General features: G+C 38.8%; 14 protein-coding genes. All 14 read right to left on the reverse strand.

What is annotated here, in order from left to right; genetic code table 11:
* Window positions 1-137 precede the first annotated feature (137 nt).
* The 14 genes from pyrE to ileS all read right to left on the reverse strand — a co-directional run bounded on the left by pyrE (window position 138) and on the right by ileS (window position 17327).
* The gene (gene pyrE / locus J0N78_RS07675) at window positions 138-770 is read right to left on the reverse strand and encodes an orotate phosphoribosyltransferase (RefSeq protein ID WP_209122445.1); all 633 of its coding nucleotides are present in this window, start codon (window positions 768-770) and stop codon (window positions 138-140) included.
* Window positions 767-1480, reverse strand: coding sequence for an orotidine-5'-phosphate decarboxylase (gene pyrF / locus J0N78_RS07680; RefSeq protein ID WP_209122446.1), 714 nt, complete (start codon window positions 1478-1480; stop codon window positions 767-769). Before pyrF ends, pyrE begins: the two co-directional genes overlap by 4 nt.
* A complete protein-coding gene (locus tag J0N78_RS07685) occupies window positions 1477-2391 on the reverse strand; it encodes a dihydroorotate dehydrogenase (protein ID WP_209122447.1) in 915 nt (304 codons plus the stop codon). The genes pyrF and J0N78_RS07685 overlap by 4 nt, the downstream gene beginning before the upstream one ends.
* On the reverse strand, window positions 2388-3164 hold the full coding sequence (locus J0N78_RS07690; RefSeq protein ID WP_307794910.1) for a dihydroorotate dehydrogenase electron transfer subunit: 777 nt from the start codon (window positions 3162-3164) through the stop codon (window positions 2388-2390). Before J0N78_RS07690 ends, J0N78_RS07685 begins: the two co-directional genes overlap by 4 nt.
* A gap of 124 nt (window positions 3165-3288) precedes the next feature.
* Window positions 3289-6477, reverse strand: a complete 3189-nt coding sequence (gene carB, locus J0N78_RS07695; RefSeq protein WP_209122448.1) for a carbamoyl-phosphate synthase large subunit — start codon at window positions 6475-6477, stop codon at window positions 3289-3291.
* Between the two features lie 19 nt (window positions 6478-6496).
* Complete coding sequence (locus J0N78_RS07700) at window positions 6497-7585, reverse strand: carbamoyl phosphate synthase small subunit (RefSeq protein WP_209122449.1); 1089 nt, start codon at window positions 7583-7585, stop codon at window positions 6497-6499.
* A complete protein-coding gene (locus tag J0N78_RS07705; protein ID WP_209122450.1) occupies window positions 7585-8865 on the reverse strand; it encodes a dihydroorotase in 1281 nt (426 codons plus the stop codon). Before J0N78_RS07705 ends, J0N78_RS07700 begins: the two co-directional genes overlap by 1 nt.
* A 4-nt stretch (window positions 8866-8869) precedes the next feature.
* Window positions 8870-9757 carry an aspartate carbamoyltransferase catalytic subunit gene (locus tag J0N78_RS07710; RefSeq protein WP_209122470.1) on the reverse strand — a complete coding sequence of 296 codons (888 nt, stop codon included), beginning with the start codon at window positions 9755-9757 and terminating at the stop codon, window positions 8870-8872.
* 154 nt (window positions 9758-9911) lie between these two features.
* Window positions 9912-11219: a solute carrier family 23 protein gene (locus J0N78_RS07715; protein WP_209122451.1), complete on the reverse strand. Its 1308-nt coding sequence runs from the start codon at window positions 11217-11219 to the stop codon at window positions 9912-9914.
* Window positions 11220-11375: 156 nt separating this feature from the next.
* Window positions 11376-11924 (reverse strand): bifunctional pyr operon transcriptional regulator/uracil phosphoribosyltransferase PyrR, encoded by a 549-nt coding sequence (pyrR, locus tag J0N78_RS07720; RefSeq protein WP_209122452.1) that lies wholly within the window; start codon window positions 11922-11924, stop codon window positions 11376-11378.
* A gap of 275 nt (window positions 11925-12199) precedes the next feature.
* Window positions 12200-13105 (reverse strand): RluA family pseudouridine synthase, encoded by a 906-nt coding sequence (locus J0N78_RS07725; RefSeq protein ID WP_209122453.1) that lies wholly within the window; start codon window positions 13103-13105, stop codon window positions 12200-12202.
* Window positions 13092-13589: a signal peptidase II gene (gene lspA / locus J0N78_RS07730; RefSeq protein WP_209122471.1), complete on the reverse strand. Its 498-nt coding sequence runs from the start codon at window positions 13587-13589 to the stop codon at window positions 13092-13094. Before lspA ends, J0N78_RS07725 begins: the two co-directional genes overlap by 14 nt.
* A 183-nt stretch (window positions 13590-13772) precedes the next feature.
* Window positions 13773-14423 (reverse strand): TraR/DksA C4-type zinc finger protein, encoded by a 651-nt coding sequence (locus tag J0N78_RS07735; protein WP_209122454.1) that lies wholly within the window; start codon window positions 14421-14423, stop codon window positions 13773-13775.
* Between the two features lie 138 nt (window positions 14424-14561).
* The gene (gene ileS / locus J0N78_RS07740) at window positions 14562-17327 is read right to left on the reverse strand and encodes an isoleucine--tRNA ligase (protein WP_209122455.1); all 2766 of its coding nucleotides are present in this window, start codon (window positions 17325-17327) and stop codon (window positions 14562-14564) included.
* Window positions 17328-17477 lie beyond the last annotated feature (150 nt).

Here is a 17477-nt window from a genome sequence, read left to right on the forward strand (position 1 = left end):
AGTGTCTTGATTTTTAGACACATTTGATGGACCGAAGCGACCTCGAGCCGATGACACCTGCAGCTAGACATCCTCGAAATTTATGCTTTCTTATTCTTAAATAAAAAGACCGACACCGAGTCGGCCTTTTTATTTTATTAGGCGTTCATCCAATCTGTTGATGATGGATTTTCACGCCATTGTTTAAGTTTTTCTAGTTCGTCTTTATTGATATCATTTCTCTCGAGTGATACTTGAAGAAGCGTTTCGTAGTCAGTGAGTACTTGAAATGGTAATTCTGCTTTTTCGAGCTGAGTAATACCTTTTTCAAGCCCATATGTAAATATTGCAACGACCCCGATAACAATTCCACCAGCTTCGCGAACAGCTTCAGCAGCTGTAATAACACTGCCTCCAGTTGAAATAAGATCTTCTACAATTACCACTTTATCGCCAGCTTCAATTCTTCCTTCGATTTGATTTCCTTTCCCGTGACCTTTCGCTTTGCTACGGATGTAGGCCATTGGTTTTTCCATTAAATCACTTACCCAAGCCGCATGAGGAATACCAGCTGTTGCTGTTCCTGCAATCACATTGACATCAGCATAATTTTTTTCAATCAATTGTTTTAACCCGTTCGCAATGTCCTTACGAATGATAGGGTAAGAAAGTGTTAAACGATTATCACAATAAATGGGAGACTTCATCCCAGAACTCCACGTAAATGGATCATTCGGGCGTAAATATACAGCGTTAATGTCTAATAGGTGTGATGCAATTTGTTCTCTCATGATTGTTCCTCCCATTCTGCTATTACTTTTTCATAAGCTTTTGTTGGATCACAACTTGCGGTAATGCTTCTACCAACAACGATTCCCCAGCTACCTAACTTTCTTGCATCAGTTGGTGTTGTTACTCGTTTTTGATCTCCTACCGCATCTCCTGCTAAACGAATTCCAGGTGTTACCGTTAAAAATTTTTCACCACACGCTTCGTGAATGAATGGTACTTCAAGCGGTGACGAAACAACCCCCTCTAATCCACTCGTCTTCGCTAATTTCGCATAAGCTTGTACCGCTTCTTTTAGTGTTCCGTGAATTCTCAACTCTTGCTGCATCACTAGTTCGCTTGTGCTCGTTAATTGCGTAACCGCAATAAGCTTCGGACGATCTATTCCTGCTGGCGTTCCTGCATCTAAACCCTCTACTGCTCGTTTCATCATTTCAGAACCACCTGCTGCATGAACGTTAACGATATCGACATTTAAACGAGCAAGAGCTTTCATTCCCTGTTGGACGGTATTCGGGATGTCATGTAATTTTAAATCCAAAAAAATACGATGACCGTTTTCTTTCAAACGATGAATGAGCGATGCACCCGTGTTATAAAATAACTCCATCCCTACTTTCAAGAAAAGGGGCTTATTCGGCATTTTTGTTAAAAATTCTTCAACTGCATCGGTACTGGAAAAATCTAAGGCAATAATAACAGGTCGTTTCATTGTTTCCAGCTCCCTCCAGTTATTTCTGATATATGCTCAACACCAAACTGATCTAATAATTCTGGAAGAGCGTCGATAATCTCTGGACAAATGAACGGGTCGACGAAGTTTGCTGTCCCAACCGCAACCGCATCAGCTCCTGCTAAGAAAAATTCGATCACATCTTCAGCCGATTGGATACCACCCATACCGATAATTGGGATGGAAACAACTTGACTAACTTGGTGGATCATTCGAATCGCAACTGGTTTTACTGCCGGACCAGAAAGTCCACCTGCCCCATTGGCTAAGATCGGCTTTCTTGATTTCAAATCAATCCTCATGCCAAGGAGTGTATTGATCATGGATAGACCGTCTGCACCCGCTGCTTCAACCGCTTTTGCCATCCCAACAATATCCGCAACATTAGGCGATAATTTGACATAAACAGGCACAGACGAAACATTTTTAACTTCCTTCGTCAGTTCAGCAGCTACTTCTGGTATCGTCCCAAACGCAATTCCACCTTTTTTAACATTTGGACATGAGATGTTTAACTCTAACGCCGTTACATTCGATGCTTTCGATACACGTTCGGCGACTTCGATATAATCCTCCATTTCCGATCCAGCGACGTTGGCGATAATCGGAACATCGTACTTTTCAAGCCACGGAAGCTCTTCAGTTACAACTTTTTCAAGTCCAGGGTTTTGCAAACCAATCGCATTTAGCATTCCTGCTGCTGTTTCCGCTACACGTGGTGTTGGATTTCCGTAACGTGGTTCAGCAGTAGTTGCTTTTACAGCGATTGCACCGAGTTTACTTAAATCGTAAAACTTCGCATACTCTTTTCCAAAACCAAAACAACCAGATGCTGGCATGATTGGATTTTTCATTGATAAACCTGGTAGTTCTATTTGTAAACGGCTCATAGGATCACCTCCCCGATCGGGAATACAGGGCCGTCTGTACATATCTTTTTATATGAAGTTCCTGTTGGATCGTCTTGAAGATGACAAACACAAGCAAGACATGCTCCAATTCCACAACCCATTCTTTGTTCAAGGGATAAATATGCTTTCTTATCATAGAAGCGCTCTTCTAAAGCTTTTAGCATAGGAATGGGGCCGCATGAATATAAAATGTCAAAATTTAGCCCTTGTTGTTCAATTACATCTGTCACGAACCCCTTCGTCCCATGCGTTCCATCGACAGTTGCTACATACGTATCCCCAAGTTCACTAAATTTCTCTTCATAAAAAACATCTTTTGCAGAGGCAAATCCTAGAACATGAACAACCCTTACTCCTTTTGCCTTCAATTGTTGAGAAAGATAGTATAGTGGGGGAACACCGATTCCTCCACCTACTAATAATGCTACTTCTCCCTCTTTCGCTTCTTCTACTAGAAAACCTGTGCCAAGGGGACCCATAATATCAACAAGTTCCCCTTTCACACGTTCAGATAAAAGTGACGTACCTTTTCCTTCAGCACGATATAACATCGTAAGCTGTTTTTTCTTTAGATCGACGTTACAAATGCTAATTGGGCGACGTAACAGAGGATCAATCCCACGGTCAACTTTGACATGAACAAATTGACCAGGTGTTGTCATTTTCGAAACGAGTTCACCTTCAAGTACAAGTTCAAATATTCGATCTGCAATTTTCTCTTGGTGAACGATCGTTAAGTTATCCTTAAGCACAAGCGCATCCCCCTTTTTTAAAAAGTTAAGAAAGTATAAAATTCAAAGATGTCCAGCTCAGCGCCCAGCGACTAGCGAGACTTCCCTCAACTCCGACGTCGCTGAACGGGCGCTTGCGCTTTTCCTATTGCATTGCTGGCATACTTTCTGAAGCAAATGTAATCGACTCAATAACTTTTAATAATGCTTCTGCTGTGTCAAGTGATGTTAAACAAACAACACCATTCTCAACAGCTTCACGACGGATACGGAAACCATCACGAGCAGGTTGTTTTCCTTTTGAGAATGTATTGATGACAAATTGAGCTTGCCCTTGACGAATAACATCAAGTAAGTTCGGCTTTTCCGCACCAATTTTATTAACCGTTGTAACCGGAATGTTTATGTCTTTAATCATTTTTGCTGTTCCTTCTGTCGCTAATATGTTATAGCCAATTCGGTGGAAGCGATGCACTAATTGTAATCCCTCTTCTTTATCCTTATCAGCGATTGTAAAAAGAACCGAACCAAACTTTGGAATTTTCATCCCAGAGGCAATTAAGCCTTTATATAATGCTTTTTCTAATGTATAGTCACGTCCCATTACTTCCCCGGTCGATTTCATTTCAGGCCCAAGTGAAATGTCCACACGACGAAGTTTTGCAAATGAGAAGACTGGAACTTTAACAGATACTTCTTTTCCTTCTGGGTGATAACCTGTTTCATAGCCTAGCTCAGGTAGTTTCTTACCTAAAATCGCTTTTGTAGCTAAGTTTGCCATCGCCACCCCTGTAATCTTACTTAAGAATGGAACGGTACGGCTTGAACGAGGGTTCACTTCAAGTACGTACACTTCATTTTCATGTAAGACAAATTGAATATTTAAAAGACCAACAATGTTCAAGCCACGAGCTAATGCAATTGTACGCTCAATTACTTTTTCTCTAATCTCAGTTGATAATGTTTGAGGTGGATAAACAGCAATCGAGTCACCTGAGTGAACACCAGCACGCTCAATATGCTCCATAATCCCAGGTATATAGACGTTTTCACCATCTGAAATCGCATCGACTTCGATTTCTTTTCCTGTTAAATAACGGTCAATTAATACTGGATGCTTCGGATTAATTTTTACCGCATTTTCCATATAACTTAGTAATTCAGCTTCTTTGTAGACAATTTCCATTGCTCGACCACCTAGGACATAAGACGGTCGAACTAGTACTGGATAGCCAATTTCACTAGCAATATTAACGGCTTGATCTACTGAAGTCGCTGTTTTACCTAATGGTTGTGGTATACCTAACTCTTGTAAAGTATGCTCGAACTTATCACGATCCTCAGCACGATCCATATCTTCAAGCGCCGTTCCTAAAATTTTCACACCACGGGTAGCTAACCCATCTGCCAAGTTAATCGCTGTTTGACCACCAAACTGAACAATAACACCTTCAGGTTGTTCTTGTTTAATGACATGCATGACATCTTCAAGTGTTAAAGGCTCAAAGTAAAGCTTATCAGATGTGCTGAAATCAGTTGAAACAGTTTCTGGGTTGTTATTAATAATAATGGCTTCATAACCAGCTTCTTTAATCGCCCATACCGTATGAACTGTCGCATAATCAAACTCAATCCCTTGACCGATACGGATTGGCCCTGATCCTAAGACAAGAATACTCTTTTTATCTGAAATGAACGACTCATTTTCATCTTCATAAGTTCCATAGAAATAAGGAGTTGCCGATTCAAACTCAGCTGCACATGTATCAACCATTTTATAAACAGGTAAGATCCCTTCTTGATCACGTAGATCAAAAATTTCTCCTTCTTCCATTTCCCACAACTGAGCAATCGTTACATCAGCAAAGCCTTTTTCTTTTGCCTCAGTTAAAAGTTCGATATCGCCTTTATTTTCTTTTAGTGATTTTTCTAGCTCTACGATATCTTTCATTTTATTTAAGAAGAAACGATCAATTTTACTTAGCTCCCATAATTGCTCCACAGTATAACCGCGACGGAACGCTTCACCGACAACAAACAAGCGTTCATCATCTGCTACAGCTACTCGCTTTTCTAATTCATCGTTTTCAAGCTTTTCTAACCCGCTTCTTTCGAGATGAAAAACACCTGCTTCTAATGAACGGATCGCTTTTAGAAGTGACTCTTCTAAATTACGACCGATTGCCATTACTTCGCCTGTCGCTTTCATCTGAGTACCGAGAGTTCTGTTCGCTGACTCAAATTTATCGAATGGCCAACGCGGGATTTTACTTACGACATAATCAAGAGCTGGTTCAAAACTTGCATATGTTGTTTTCGTAATCGGGTTCATGATCTCATCTAATGCGTAGCCAACTGCAATTTTAGCAGCGATCTTTGCAATTGGATAACCTGTTGCTTTCGATGCAAGTGCTGAAGAGCGACTTACCCGCGGGTTTACTTCGATAATGTAGTATTGATAGCTATCAGGATCCAGTGCGAACTGTACGTTACAGCCCCCCTCAATTCCTAATGCACGAATAATTTTCAATGATGAGTTTCGAAGTATTTGATATTCACGATCAGATAGCGTTTGACTCGGTGCAACGACGATCGAGTCTCCTGTATGAACACCGACTGGATCGATATTTTCCATGTTACATACTACGATCGCTTGGTTTTTGCCATCGCGCATTACTTCGTATTCTACTTCTTTAAACCCTGCGATACTTTTTTCTAATAAACATTGAGTTACAGGGCTATATTTTAGACCACTCGTAACAATTTCGATAAGGTCTTCTTCGTTATATACGAGACCGCCACCAGTACCGCCAAGCGTGTAAGCCGGACGAACGATTATCGGATAACCGACACGCTCCACAAACCGGTAAGCTTCTTCTAAATTATGAACGATATCGCTTTCTGGAACGGGCTCATTTAATTCATTCATTAATGATCTAAATAAATCACGGTCCTCCGCACGTTTGATCGCATCAAGATGTGTTCCTAATAATTCAATATTGTACTCTTTTAAAATTCCTGATTCTTCTAGTTCAACAGCCATATTTAGACCTGTTTGACCACCTAATGTTGCCAGAAGACCATCTGGACGTTCTTGACGAATAATTCGGCTCACAAATTCATACGTAATCGGCTCAATATATACTCGGTCAGCCATTGTCGTATCTGTCATAATCGTTGCTGGGTTCGAGTTAATAAGTATTACTTCATACCCTTCTTCTTTCAGCGCTTGACAAGCCTGTGTTCCTGCATAGTCAAATTCAGCTGCCTGCCCAATGACAATGGGTCCTGACCCAATTACTAAAATTTTATTTATATCCGTACGTTTTGGCATGTTGTCTCCCCCTTATTTGTTAAATGCGCACTCGGCTTTGTTTATGTTCTTCGATTAAATTAATAAATTTAGTAAACAAATGGTTTGAATCTTCTGGTCCAGGTGATGCTTCTGGATGATATTGAACACTAAAAGCAGGATAATCTAAATGGGCTACACCTTCTACCGTTCCATCATTAACTGCTTTATGCGTAACAATTAAGCGTGTATCTTCAAGCGAGTCTTCCTCAATCGTATACCCATGGTTTTGTGAAGTGATATCAATTTTACCTGTTTCTAATTCTCTTACTGGATGGTTTGAACCGCGGTGTCCAAAAGTTAATTTTGCCGCTCTTGCCCCACTAGCTAATGCAAGTAATTGATGCCCTAAACATATTCCGAAAATCGGAACTTTACCGAGTAAGCCTTTAATCATTTCAATCCCTTCTGGTACATCAACTGGATTTCCAGGTCCATTCGATAACATAATGCCATCTGGGTATAATCTTAAAATTTCTTCAGCGGTTGTATTGTACGGTACGACAATTACATCACAATCTCGTTGAATTAGGTTTTGAATAATCCCGTGTTTTGCTCCAAAATCAACGAGGACGACACGATGTCCTCTTCCAGGGCAGTGGTATGGATCTTTCGTTGAAACTCGTTTTACTTGGTCCTTTGGCTCTTCTCCGGTATTTAATTGGTTAACAACTTCCTCCACATTTACTTCCATACTACAAAGTCTGCCTCTTAACGTACCATGCTTACGAATGAGTCTTGTCAGTTTTCTCGTATCGATTCCTTCTAAGCCAGGAATTCCTTTTGCTTTTAATAAATTATCGATCGATTCTTCACTTCTCCAGTTGCTTGGGTGTATCGCTGCTTCTTTGACAATTAGCCCATGGATCGCGGGTTCAATTGACTCAAAATCATCACGATTAATTCCATAGTTTCCGATTAATGGATACGTTAATGTTACGATTTGTGCGCAATAAGACGGGTCTGATAAAATTTCTTGATATCCTGTCATTCCTGTATTAAAAACAACTTCGCCTTCTTTTTCAAATTCACTTCCAAATGCTTTTCCAACAAATACGGTTCCATCTTCTAAAATTAACTGTCTTTTCATTACTGCTCCCCCTTTTTCCATACAAGCTTACCAGCGACAAATGTATGTGTCGGCCAACCTTTACAGCTCCAGTCAGCAAATGGTGTATTTTTTCCTTTTGATACAAACGTTTCTGGGTTAATCGCCTCTTCTGTTTCTAAATCAATGACAGTAATATCTGCCTCGACACCTTCAACAAGGGTACCGTATGGTAAACCGAAAGCATCGGCAGGCTTAATGGTTAACCAGTTTACTAACTGTTTTAACGTAATTATTCCTTTTTCAACCATATTTGTATATAGCAGCGGGAAGGCCGTTTCAAGACCGACAATTCCAAACGGTGCCTTTTCCATTCCTAATGCTTTCTCTTCCGAACCATGAGGGGCATGGTCAGTTGCGATGAAATCAATCGTTCCATCAAGTAAACCTTCAATTAATGCTTCAAGGTCTGTCCTCCCTCTTAATGGCGGGTTCATTTTATAATTCGGATCTAAACCTGGAATGTCTTCATCACAAAGCAGTAAGTGATGTGGTGTTACTTCTGCTGTGACTTTAATTCCCGCTCTTTTAGCATCACGAACGACACGTACTGATTCTTTTGTACTAATGTGACATACGTGATAATGAGCATCTGCAGCTTCAGCAAGCAGCACATCACGAGCAATATGTACTGACTCACATACCGACGGAATTCCATTAATTCCATGTTTCGCAGAAAATGTTCCTTCATGTACAGCGCCTTTATGAATTAGTGTATTTTCTTCACAATGTGCTACAATCGCTTTTTTAGTTTTCGCTGCTTCTTTCATAGCTTGAAGCATCATGTCAGCATTTTGTACCCCAACTCCATCATCGGTAAAAGCAAACGCACCACTTTCTGCAAGTGCTTCAAAATCGGTTAGTTCTTGACCTAATTCTCGGATCGTAATCGAAGCATATGGAAGCACTCTAACATGTGCGGTTTCTTTAATTCTGTTTTGCAACCAATCTAACTGTTCTTTTGTATCTGGAACAGGTCGTGTGTTTGGCATTGGAGCTACTGTTGTAAATCCACCTCTTGCTGCAGCTAATGTTCCTGTTTCAATCGTTTCCTTATGTTCTCCACCTGGTTCTCTTAAATGCACGTGTAAATCAATCATTCCTGGAATGATTAGATTACCGTTAACATCAATGACCTCATCAGCTTCTTCTACTAATTCACTTCCGATTTTTACAATTTTTTTGTCCTCTATAAGGACAGCACCTTCAATAAGTTCTCCAGCTTCATTAAGTAATTTTCCGTTTTTAATTAAAGTTTTCATTTTATTAAGCCCTCCCTTTATCAATTGCACGTTTCAATACTGCCATTCGAACTGCTACACCATTTGTCATTTGTTTAAAAATTCTAGATCGCTCGCATTCGACAAGTTCGCTTGCAATTTCTACATCTCGATTAATTGGAGCTGGGTGCATGATAATACTGTCTTTTTTCATACGTTGTTCTCTTTCTATTGTTAAACCATATTGTTGATGATAGTCGCTTTTGGTCGTTACCATTTTTACCGCATGCCGCTCGTGTTGTATACGAAGCATCATCATCACATCGGCCATTTCAACAGCATCGTCAATATCTATAAAGTTGCCATACGGGATCGAGTCATCAATCCATGATCGCGGTCCTGAAAACCATACACTCGCACCTAATCGATGAAGAACTTCTGCATTGGAGCGAGCAACACGACTGTGCCTAATATCACCTACAATAACGACCTTTAAACCTTCAAATGTTCCAAATTCTTGCTTTATTGTTAATAAATCAAGTAAAGATTGAGTAGGATGATGTCCACAACCGTCGCCACCATTAATTATTGGAATTGAAACTTTTCCGACAAGTTCATCAAAATAATGATCCTGTTGGTGGCGGATAACAACGATATTCGTTCCAATTGCCTCCAACGTTTTTACCGTATCGTATAGGGTTTCCCCCTTTGTAACGCTTGATGTTTGCGCTTCAAAGTTTAACACTTGAAGGCCAAGTTTCTTTTCTGCAACTTCAAAACTAAATTTCGTTCTTGTGCTTGGTTCAAAGAAAAGATTGGCTACAAATGTTTCTCGATTCGGCATCCAACGGTCACCATTTAAGAATGCTTGAGCTTCATGCAAAATGTGATGAATTTCATTCGTTTTAAGTAATGGCATCGTTAATACGTGCATATTCATCTTCCTCTCCTTGATTTTCACTCTACTTTATTATTTCTAGAAAAAGCACCCTTTTTTTAGAGAAGGGTGCTTAAAAGAAAGACAGTAGTAAATCAACTGTCCGTCTCTAAACCCTTCAAAGTCTCACAGGACTTATGTTAAAGGATAGTTAATTATTAACTTGTTGATCGTCTTCAAACATCGATTTCGATCCGTAACTTAGTTCTTTATTTGGAAGAACTAAGTGAAGAACAATCCCAATGATCGTCGCTAATGCCATCCCAGCAATTTGTATTTCATCTGAAATTTGGATGAATGCTCCCCCAATCCCAATAACAAGGATCGTTGAAGATATTATTAGATTGCGTTTTAATCCCATATTAATTCCGTTTTCGATTAACATACGTAAACCAGATGAGGCAATTACCCCAAAGAGTAGGATCGAAACACCACCCATCACCGCTGTTGGAATGGTTTGAATTAATGCTGCGAATTTTCCAAAGAAAGCTAGAGTCATTGCTAGTACTGCAGCCCCACCGATTACAAACACACTAAATACTCTTGTAATTGCTAATACTCCAATGTTTTCTCCATACGTTGTGTTAGGTGGTCCTCCAAGGAGAGATGCAATCATCGTCGCAACTCCATCACCTAGTAAAGAGCGATGTAAACCAGGCTTCTTAATAAAGTTTTTCCCAACTACTTTGCTTAGAACCATCTGGTCCCCAATATGCTCTGATATTGTTACGACCGCAATCGGTACCATAATGGCAGCAATATGCCAGTTAAAGCTAGGTGTATAAGTTACAAATGGAATAATAAAGTCTGGGACTGCAAAGATAGCCGCTTCTTTCACTGGTGTGAGGTCTACAACACCCATAATATATGCATAAACGTATCCTCCAAAAATTCCAAAAAGAAATGGGATTAGTCCAAAGAAGCCTTTCAAGAAAAATGCCGATAATATCGTAATACCTAAAGTAACAATCGCCACAGAGAACAATACTCCACTATACTCTGATGTACCTGGAACATTCATCGCCATGTTAATGGCAACACCTGCTAACCCTAGTCCGATAACCATAATCACAGGTCCAACAACAATAGGAGGTAATATTTTAAACAGCCAATTAACTCCACTTGCCTTTATTAATAGAGCAACCACTCCATAAATAATCCCAGCTAGAAAACTTCCGATCATCGCCCCTTCTGGACCGCCGATCGTTGAAGCAGCTATAATGGGTGCGATAAATGCGAAGGATGACCCTAAATAAGCTGGTATTTTTCCTCGTGTAATGAATAAGTAAGCTAAAGTTCCTAAACCACTTGAGAATAAAGCGACTGCAGGACTTAAACCAACTAGGTATGGTACTAATATTGTTGCACCAAACATTGCAAATAAATGTTGAATACTAAAAATAAACCATTTATCGATTCGAGGTACCTCTTTGATACCAATTTCTTTTTGCTGTGACATAATTTTTCTCCTCCCTTTAATTCCTGTTGTTAATAAAAACCCTCTTCGTCCATACACTTGACAAAGAGGGCATGTATACAGAAAATGACAGAATAGCTCCCGATTTTCTATATAAAAAGTCTCTTGTCAGCCTCACAGGACTAATTTAAAGAGGATCTATTTAGTTGCTTCGTATTGAATAATACTTACTTCATCTTTACCATCTACTTCTTTTAACTTTGCAGCAATAATTTCACTTTTTGATGTAGGCACATTCTTGCCAACATAGTCAGGGCGGATCGGTAATTCGCGATGACCTCTATCAATTAATACGGCAAGCTGTATTTGTGATGGTCTTCCTAAATCCATAAGAGCATCTAAAGCAGCTCTAACGGTTCTACCAGTATAAAGGACATCATCAATTAAAATCACTTTACGATCGGCAATATCAGCAGGTATATGTGATCCCCGTAATAATGGATCCTGATCATTTGTCTTAACAGTTAGATCATCTCGGTAAAGAGTGATATCGACTTCTCCTACTGGGATTTTTTCACCTTCAATTTGTTCAATTCGATCTGCTAATCTTTTCGCTACGTAAATCCCGCGTGTTTTTATTCCTACAAGAATGCAATTATCAATACCTTTATTCCGTTCGATAATTTCATGTGCAATTCGAGTTGTCGCTCTTCTAATAGCTTGTTCATCAAGAATTACTCTCGCCATAGTAAACACCTCCACACTTTTTATTATTACTGTCCTATCATGAAAGCGGTTGGTATTAATTAAAAAAACCTCTCACCGTTACGATGAGAGGTTTAGTGGTTGTTAGTTAATGGACATACTTCACCCATAAATTAACTTAATTCCGCTTCCTTCTCAGCCTCACGGGACTGTAATTAAAGGATCATATCATATTGTTGTTATCGTTATTATTCCACTATTCGACAATAAAGTCAATTCGTTTTTCTAATTTAAAAATAGTAAGACAGTTCTTACAATTATCTTCTTAACTCTTCAAGTAAAGTCACAATTTCTTGAGGCAGTGGTGCTTCAAATAGTAGTTCTTGTTTTGTTCGCGGATGAGTAAAGCCTAAAACGGCAGCATGAAGTGCTTGCCCTTCAATATTTAACGTTTTTTTCGGTCCATACTTCGGATCTCCAGCTAATGGATACCCAATATATTTCATATGCACACGAATTTGATGTGTCCTTCCAGTTTCTAGTTCACATTGAACGTACGTAAAATCATCAAATCTCTCAAGTACAGTAAAATGTGTGATCGCATCTCGACCATCTTCTGTAACAGTCATACTTTGTCGATCTTTCTTATCTCGACCAATTGGTGCTTCAATTGTACCAAAATCATGTGAAATAACACCATGTGCAATTGCTTTGTATACTCGTTTTGTCGTTTTTGCTTTTAATTGCTCAACAAGAGATTCATGTGCCATGTCATTTTTAGCTACCATTAATAATCCAGACGTATCTTTATCAATACGATGAACAATCCCTGGTCGTATGACACCGTTTATTCCTGATAAATCTTTACAATGGTACATTAAGCCATTTACTAATGTTCCTGTGTAATGACCAGGTGCTGGATGAACAACCATTCCTCGTGGCTTATTGACAACAATGACGTCCTCATCCTCATAAACAATATCTAAATCGATAGGCTCTGGCTCTACTTCTAAAAGTTCTGGCTCTGGTATCTCTAACTCTAAAGTATCATTTAACTGGACTTTATAATTACTTTTTACCTGCTGACCATTAACAGTAACATTTCCGTCTTTGATCCATTGTTGAATTTGTGTTCTTGACCACTCTGGATGAAAGGTTGTCATTAATTTATCAATTCGTTCATTTGCTTGTTCATCGGTGATTAGGAATTCATAATTTTCCATTCTTCTTCCCCTTTGCTATTCTTTCGTCGTTAATAATTTTAATGAAAATTAATGCTACTCCAACGCATAGGGCAGAATCAGCTACATTAAATATAGGGAAATTGTATGTAAAGATAAATGTATCAATAAAATCTACAACTTCTCCACGAAACACGCGATCGATAAAATTTCCAATTGCTCCACCTAAAATTAATCCTAGCGAAATGCCAAGCAAAAGACTCTTCCTTGCTTCTTTTTGAATATAATATACAAGAAAACCGACGACGATAAGTGTAATAATATAGAAAAACCACATTTGTCCTTGAAGAATTCCAAAAGCTGCACCTTGATTACGATGTGATGTAAAATAAAGGACATTTTCAATAAGTGGGATTCGTTCACCTAATTCCATTGTTTTTACGACAATCCATTTTGTCCATTGATCAAACACAATAATAAAAATTGCAATAACATAATATAACCAAATCAAAGTCATTTCCTCCATCTCTTTATACATACGTTAGCATTTTAGCATAAAATGATGAAAGTGTCTTTTTTTAGTATGACTCTTTTCTAAAAGATTGTTGTTATTTAACTCAAAGTGCAAGCACCCCTAAATTTTCCAACAGTATTTTGTGAAATGTATAAACATAGAGGTACTTGGCACTCGAGCATCACTCAGCTTCTTTTATTTGTCATTTAAATATTGATCATAATGAATGTTTCTTTGAAAATCAACCGATTCATCACCCTGATATCCATAAATGTCAGTTGAAGCAAATGCTTCCAATTCTTCTACATAGCCGACTAATTCACCCGTACGGTCTATAGATGCATCTTCAAAGACCATACTATTTTCATTAAAAGACGCGACTGATTGATATGCGTCCTCTGCATCAAATTCTGTTTCATCATCACGGTTGTCAAAATTATATTGATCAAAATTGCCTAACACTTCTTCTTCGACTGGACGGTGATTAGCTAATTGACCTTTTGAGTACTCAACAACAGTTCTCGCCGTAGGGTTTGCCTCTAATCGATCATAAGGAATTTGTTGACCTGTTACTTCGCATGTCCCATACGAACCATTTTCTATTTTATTTAACGCATAATTCACATCTTCCAATTCCTTCTCCAGTTTTTCGAAAATGGCAATGTCTTTTTCACGTTCATATAAGTCAGTAGCAGTATCAGCTGGGTGATTATCATATTGTGACAACTCTCCTGTTGAGAAGCTTGAAGTAACTGCTAACCCATAACGATCGGCTTCTTTTTTTCTTTCCTCTAAGCTTGCTTTGCGTTGCTCAAGTTCCCTTTTAAGTTGGTCATACTGTCCCATTCTTCTCCCCCTTTTTGGTACACAATGAACATGTACACCTTTAGTTTGACCGAATTGATTATTGTTAGCCGAAACAACATTTGTAATCGAATGTTAATTATAGAAGAAGAGGCTGACATATCGTCAGCCTCCATCCAATTAACCACTATAATGTTCAGTAACAATAGTTGCACAAGAAGTACATAATGTCGGGTGATCTTCATTCTCTCCAACCGTTTTTGAAACGACCCAACAACGTTCACACGTTTTTCCTTCAGCTTTTTCAACGACGATAGCGAGTTCATTATAAATATCAGCTTGTTCCGGTGCAGTTACTTTCTCTCCAGCGATTGTAGCTTGAGATACAATAAACAATTTTTGTAAATCAACATTTTCAAGAATAGTCATTAAATTCTTTGTAGGATATAAAGCAATTTGTGCAGTTAAAGATTTACCAATTTTCTTTTCGTTACGTGCATTTTCTAATGCTTTTAAGACATCGTTACGCACATTCATTAAATGATCCCATTTTTGAACAAGGTCTTCTACATTCGTAAATGTTTCGGCGTTTGGCATATCTGTTAATTGAACACTTTCTCCTTCGCTTCCAGGAATATGCGGCCATACTTCATCTGCCGTATGAGATAAAATTGGTGAGACAAGCTTCGCTAATGCAACAACCGTTTCATACATAACTGTTTGAATAGAACGACGTGCATGACTGTTTGGTGCATCAATATATAACGTGTCTTTTGCAACATCCATATAAAATGAACTTAGTTCAACCGTACAGAAATTATTTAACGCATGATAAACATTAGAGAATTGATACTGTTCATACGCCTTATTTACTTTACCAATGACATCATGTAATTTTACGAGCATATATTTATCAAGTTCTGGTAAATCTTCAATGGATACAGCGTCTGTTTTTGGATCGAATCCATTTAAGTTTCCTAAAAGGAAGCGGAATGTGTTTCTGATTTTTCTATACACTTCAGAAACTTGCTTTAAAATATTATCTGATACGCGAACATCTGCTTGATAATCAACCGATGCAACCCATAAACGGAGAATATCTGCTCCTAATTGCTTCATAACATCATTAGGTACAACGACATTTCCTAAAGATTTACTCATTTTACGACCTTCGCCATCTAAGGCAAAACCGTGACTTAATACGCCTTTATAAGGAGCTTTACCCGAAACCGCTACACTTGTTGATAATGAGGAATTAAACCAACCACGATATTGATCTGAACCTTCAAGATACAAGTCAGCAGGACGCTGCAAGTCATCACGTTCGACAAGAACAGCTTGATGTGATGAGCCAGAATCAAACCAAACGTCCATAATATCCATTTCACGGGTAAATTTACCGTTTGGACTATGTGATGATGTGAACCCTTCTGGTAGAAGTTTCTCAGTCTCCCATTCAAACCAAATATTTGACCCATGCTCTCTAAACAATGCAGAAACGTGGTCAATGGTTTCATCTGTAATAATCGGCTCTCCATCTTCACCATAAAAAATTGGAATAGGTACACCCCATGCACGCTGGCGAGAAATACACCAGTCCCCGCGATCACGGACCATGTTATAAAGACGAGTTTCTCCCCAAGTAGGAATCCATTCTACTTCTTTAATCGCTTGAAGTAATTCCTCTCGAAAGTCTTTGATGGAAGCAAACCATTGTGCTGTTGCTCTGAAGATTACAGGCTTTTTAGTTCTCCAGTCATGCGGATAAGAATGAGTAATAAATGAAAGTTTTAAAAGCGCTCCTACTTCCGTTAACTTCTCAGTAATCGGTTTATTCGCTTCGTCATAGAATAACCCTTCAAAGCCTTCAGCTTCACTTGTCATAACACCCTTATCGTCTACTGGACATAATACATCTAAATTATATTTTTGACCAACAATGTAATCATCTTCCCCGTGACCAGGTGCCGTATGAACACAACCAGTACCAGCATCAAGTGTAACATGCTCTCCACACATGACTAATGAATCACGATCGTAAATCGGATGCGTTGCCACTACATTTTCTAGCTGATCACCTTTAAATGTTTTCACCACTTTATAATTGTTATTCCACTCTAACTCATTGACTAACGTCTCAAGCAGACCTGATGCTACAACGAACTTATCCTGTTCTACTTGAACAACACTGTATTCAAGATCAGGATGAACAGTAATTCCAAGATTAGCAGGAATCGTCCAAGGTGTTGTTGTCCAGATGACAATTTTTTCATCACCTTCTAAAACTCCTTTTCCGTCTTTTATTGGAAAAGCTACATAAATAGAAGGCGAACGTTTATCATGATACTCGATTTCAGCTTCGGCAAGAGCTGATTCAGAAGAAGGAGACCAATAAACAGGCTTCAAACCTTTATAGATATAACCTTTTTTCGCCATTTCCCCAAATACTTTAATTTGTTGAGCTTCATACTCTTTATTTAAAGTAATATAAGGATTTTCCCAGTCCCCTCGAACACCTAGACGTTTAAATTGTTCTCGCTGACGGTTAATTTGCTCTAGAGCATATTCTTCACAAAGCTTTCTGAAGTCTGCTACACTCATTTCTTTACGTTTTACTTTTTTATTTTTTGTTAGCGCTGTTTCGATTGGAAGTCCATGAGTATCCCACCCAGGAACGTAAGGAGCATGGTAACCACTCATTGATTTGTATCGAACAATAATGTCCTTTAATACTTTATTTAACGCATGACCCATATGAATATCACCATTTGCATACGGTGGTCCATCATGAAGAACAAATAATGAGCGTCCTTTTGTACGTTGTTGGACTTTTTCATAAATGTTCATTTCATCCCATTTATTTTGCATATCAGGCTCTCGATTAGGTAAGTTTCCTCTCATCGGAAACTCTGTTTTTGGCATTAATAATGTGTCTTTATATTCCATTTTTAATCCTCCTAAATAATATGTAGACAAGAAAAGCGGAAGTACCCGCTTAGCGACGTATGGACTGAAGCCCTCCGTATGAGATAAAGAAAACACGGAGAGCGCATGCGAACCGATGTTGCCTTATCGTAAGGAGGAGAGCGAAGTCCA

Source organism: Alkalihalobacillus sp. BA299, assembly GCF_017745675.1.
Taxonomy (GTDB): domain Bacteria; phylum Bacillota; class Bacilli; order Bacillales; family Bacillaceae_F; genus Alkalihalobacterium.

Coding starts and splice junctions, on each gene's coding strand:
- pyrE (WP_209122445.1), bottom strand. CDS start 770: ATGAGAGAACAAATTGCATCACACCTATTAGACATTAACGCTGTATAT.
- pyrF (WP_209122446.1), bottom strand. CDS start 1,480: ATGAAACGACCTGTTATTATTGCCTTAGATTTTTCCAGTACCGATGCA.
- J0N78_RS07725 (WP_209122453.1), bottom strand. CDS start 13,105: ATGGAAAATTATGAATTCCTAATCACCGATGAACAAGCAAATGAACGA.
- lspA (WP_209122471.1), bottom strand. CDS start 13,589: ATGGAGGAAATGACTTTGATTTGGTTATATTATGTTATTGCAATTTTT.
- J0N78_RS07735 (WP_209122454.1), bottom strand. CDS start 14,423: ATGGGACAGTATGACCAACTTAAAAGGGAACTTGAGCAACGCAAAGCA.
- J0N78_RS07685 (WP_209122447.1), bottom strand. CDS start 2,391: ATGAGCCGTTTACAAATAGAACTACCAGGTTTATCAATGAAAAATCCA.
- pyrR (WP_209122452.1), bottom strand. CDS start 11,924: ATGGCGAGAGTAATTCTTGATGAACAAGCTATTAGAAGAGCGACAACT.
- J0N78_RS07715 (WP_209122451.1), bottom strand. CDS start 11,219: ATGTCACAGCAAAAAGAAATTGGTATCAAAGAGGTACCTCGAATCGAT.
- J0N78_RS07705 (WP_209122450.1), bottom strand. CDS start 8,865: ATGAAAACTTTAATTAAAAACGGAAAATTACTTAATGAAGCTGGAGAA.
- J0N78_RS07710 (WP_209122470.1), bottom strand. CDS start 9,757: ATGCACGTATTAACGATGCCATTACTTAAAACGAATGAAATTCATCAC.
- J0N78_RS07700 (WP_209122449.1), bottom strand. CDS start 7,585: ATGAAAAGACAGTTAATTTTAGAAGATGGAACCGTATTTGTTGGAAAA.
- ileS (WP_209122455.1), bottom strand. CDS start 17,327: ATGGAATATAAAGACACATTATTAATGCCAAAAACAGAGTTTCCGATG.
- carB (WP_209122448.1), bottom strand. CDS start 6,477: ATGCCAAAACGTACGGATATAAATAAAATTTTAGTAATTGGGTCAGGA.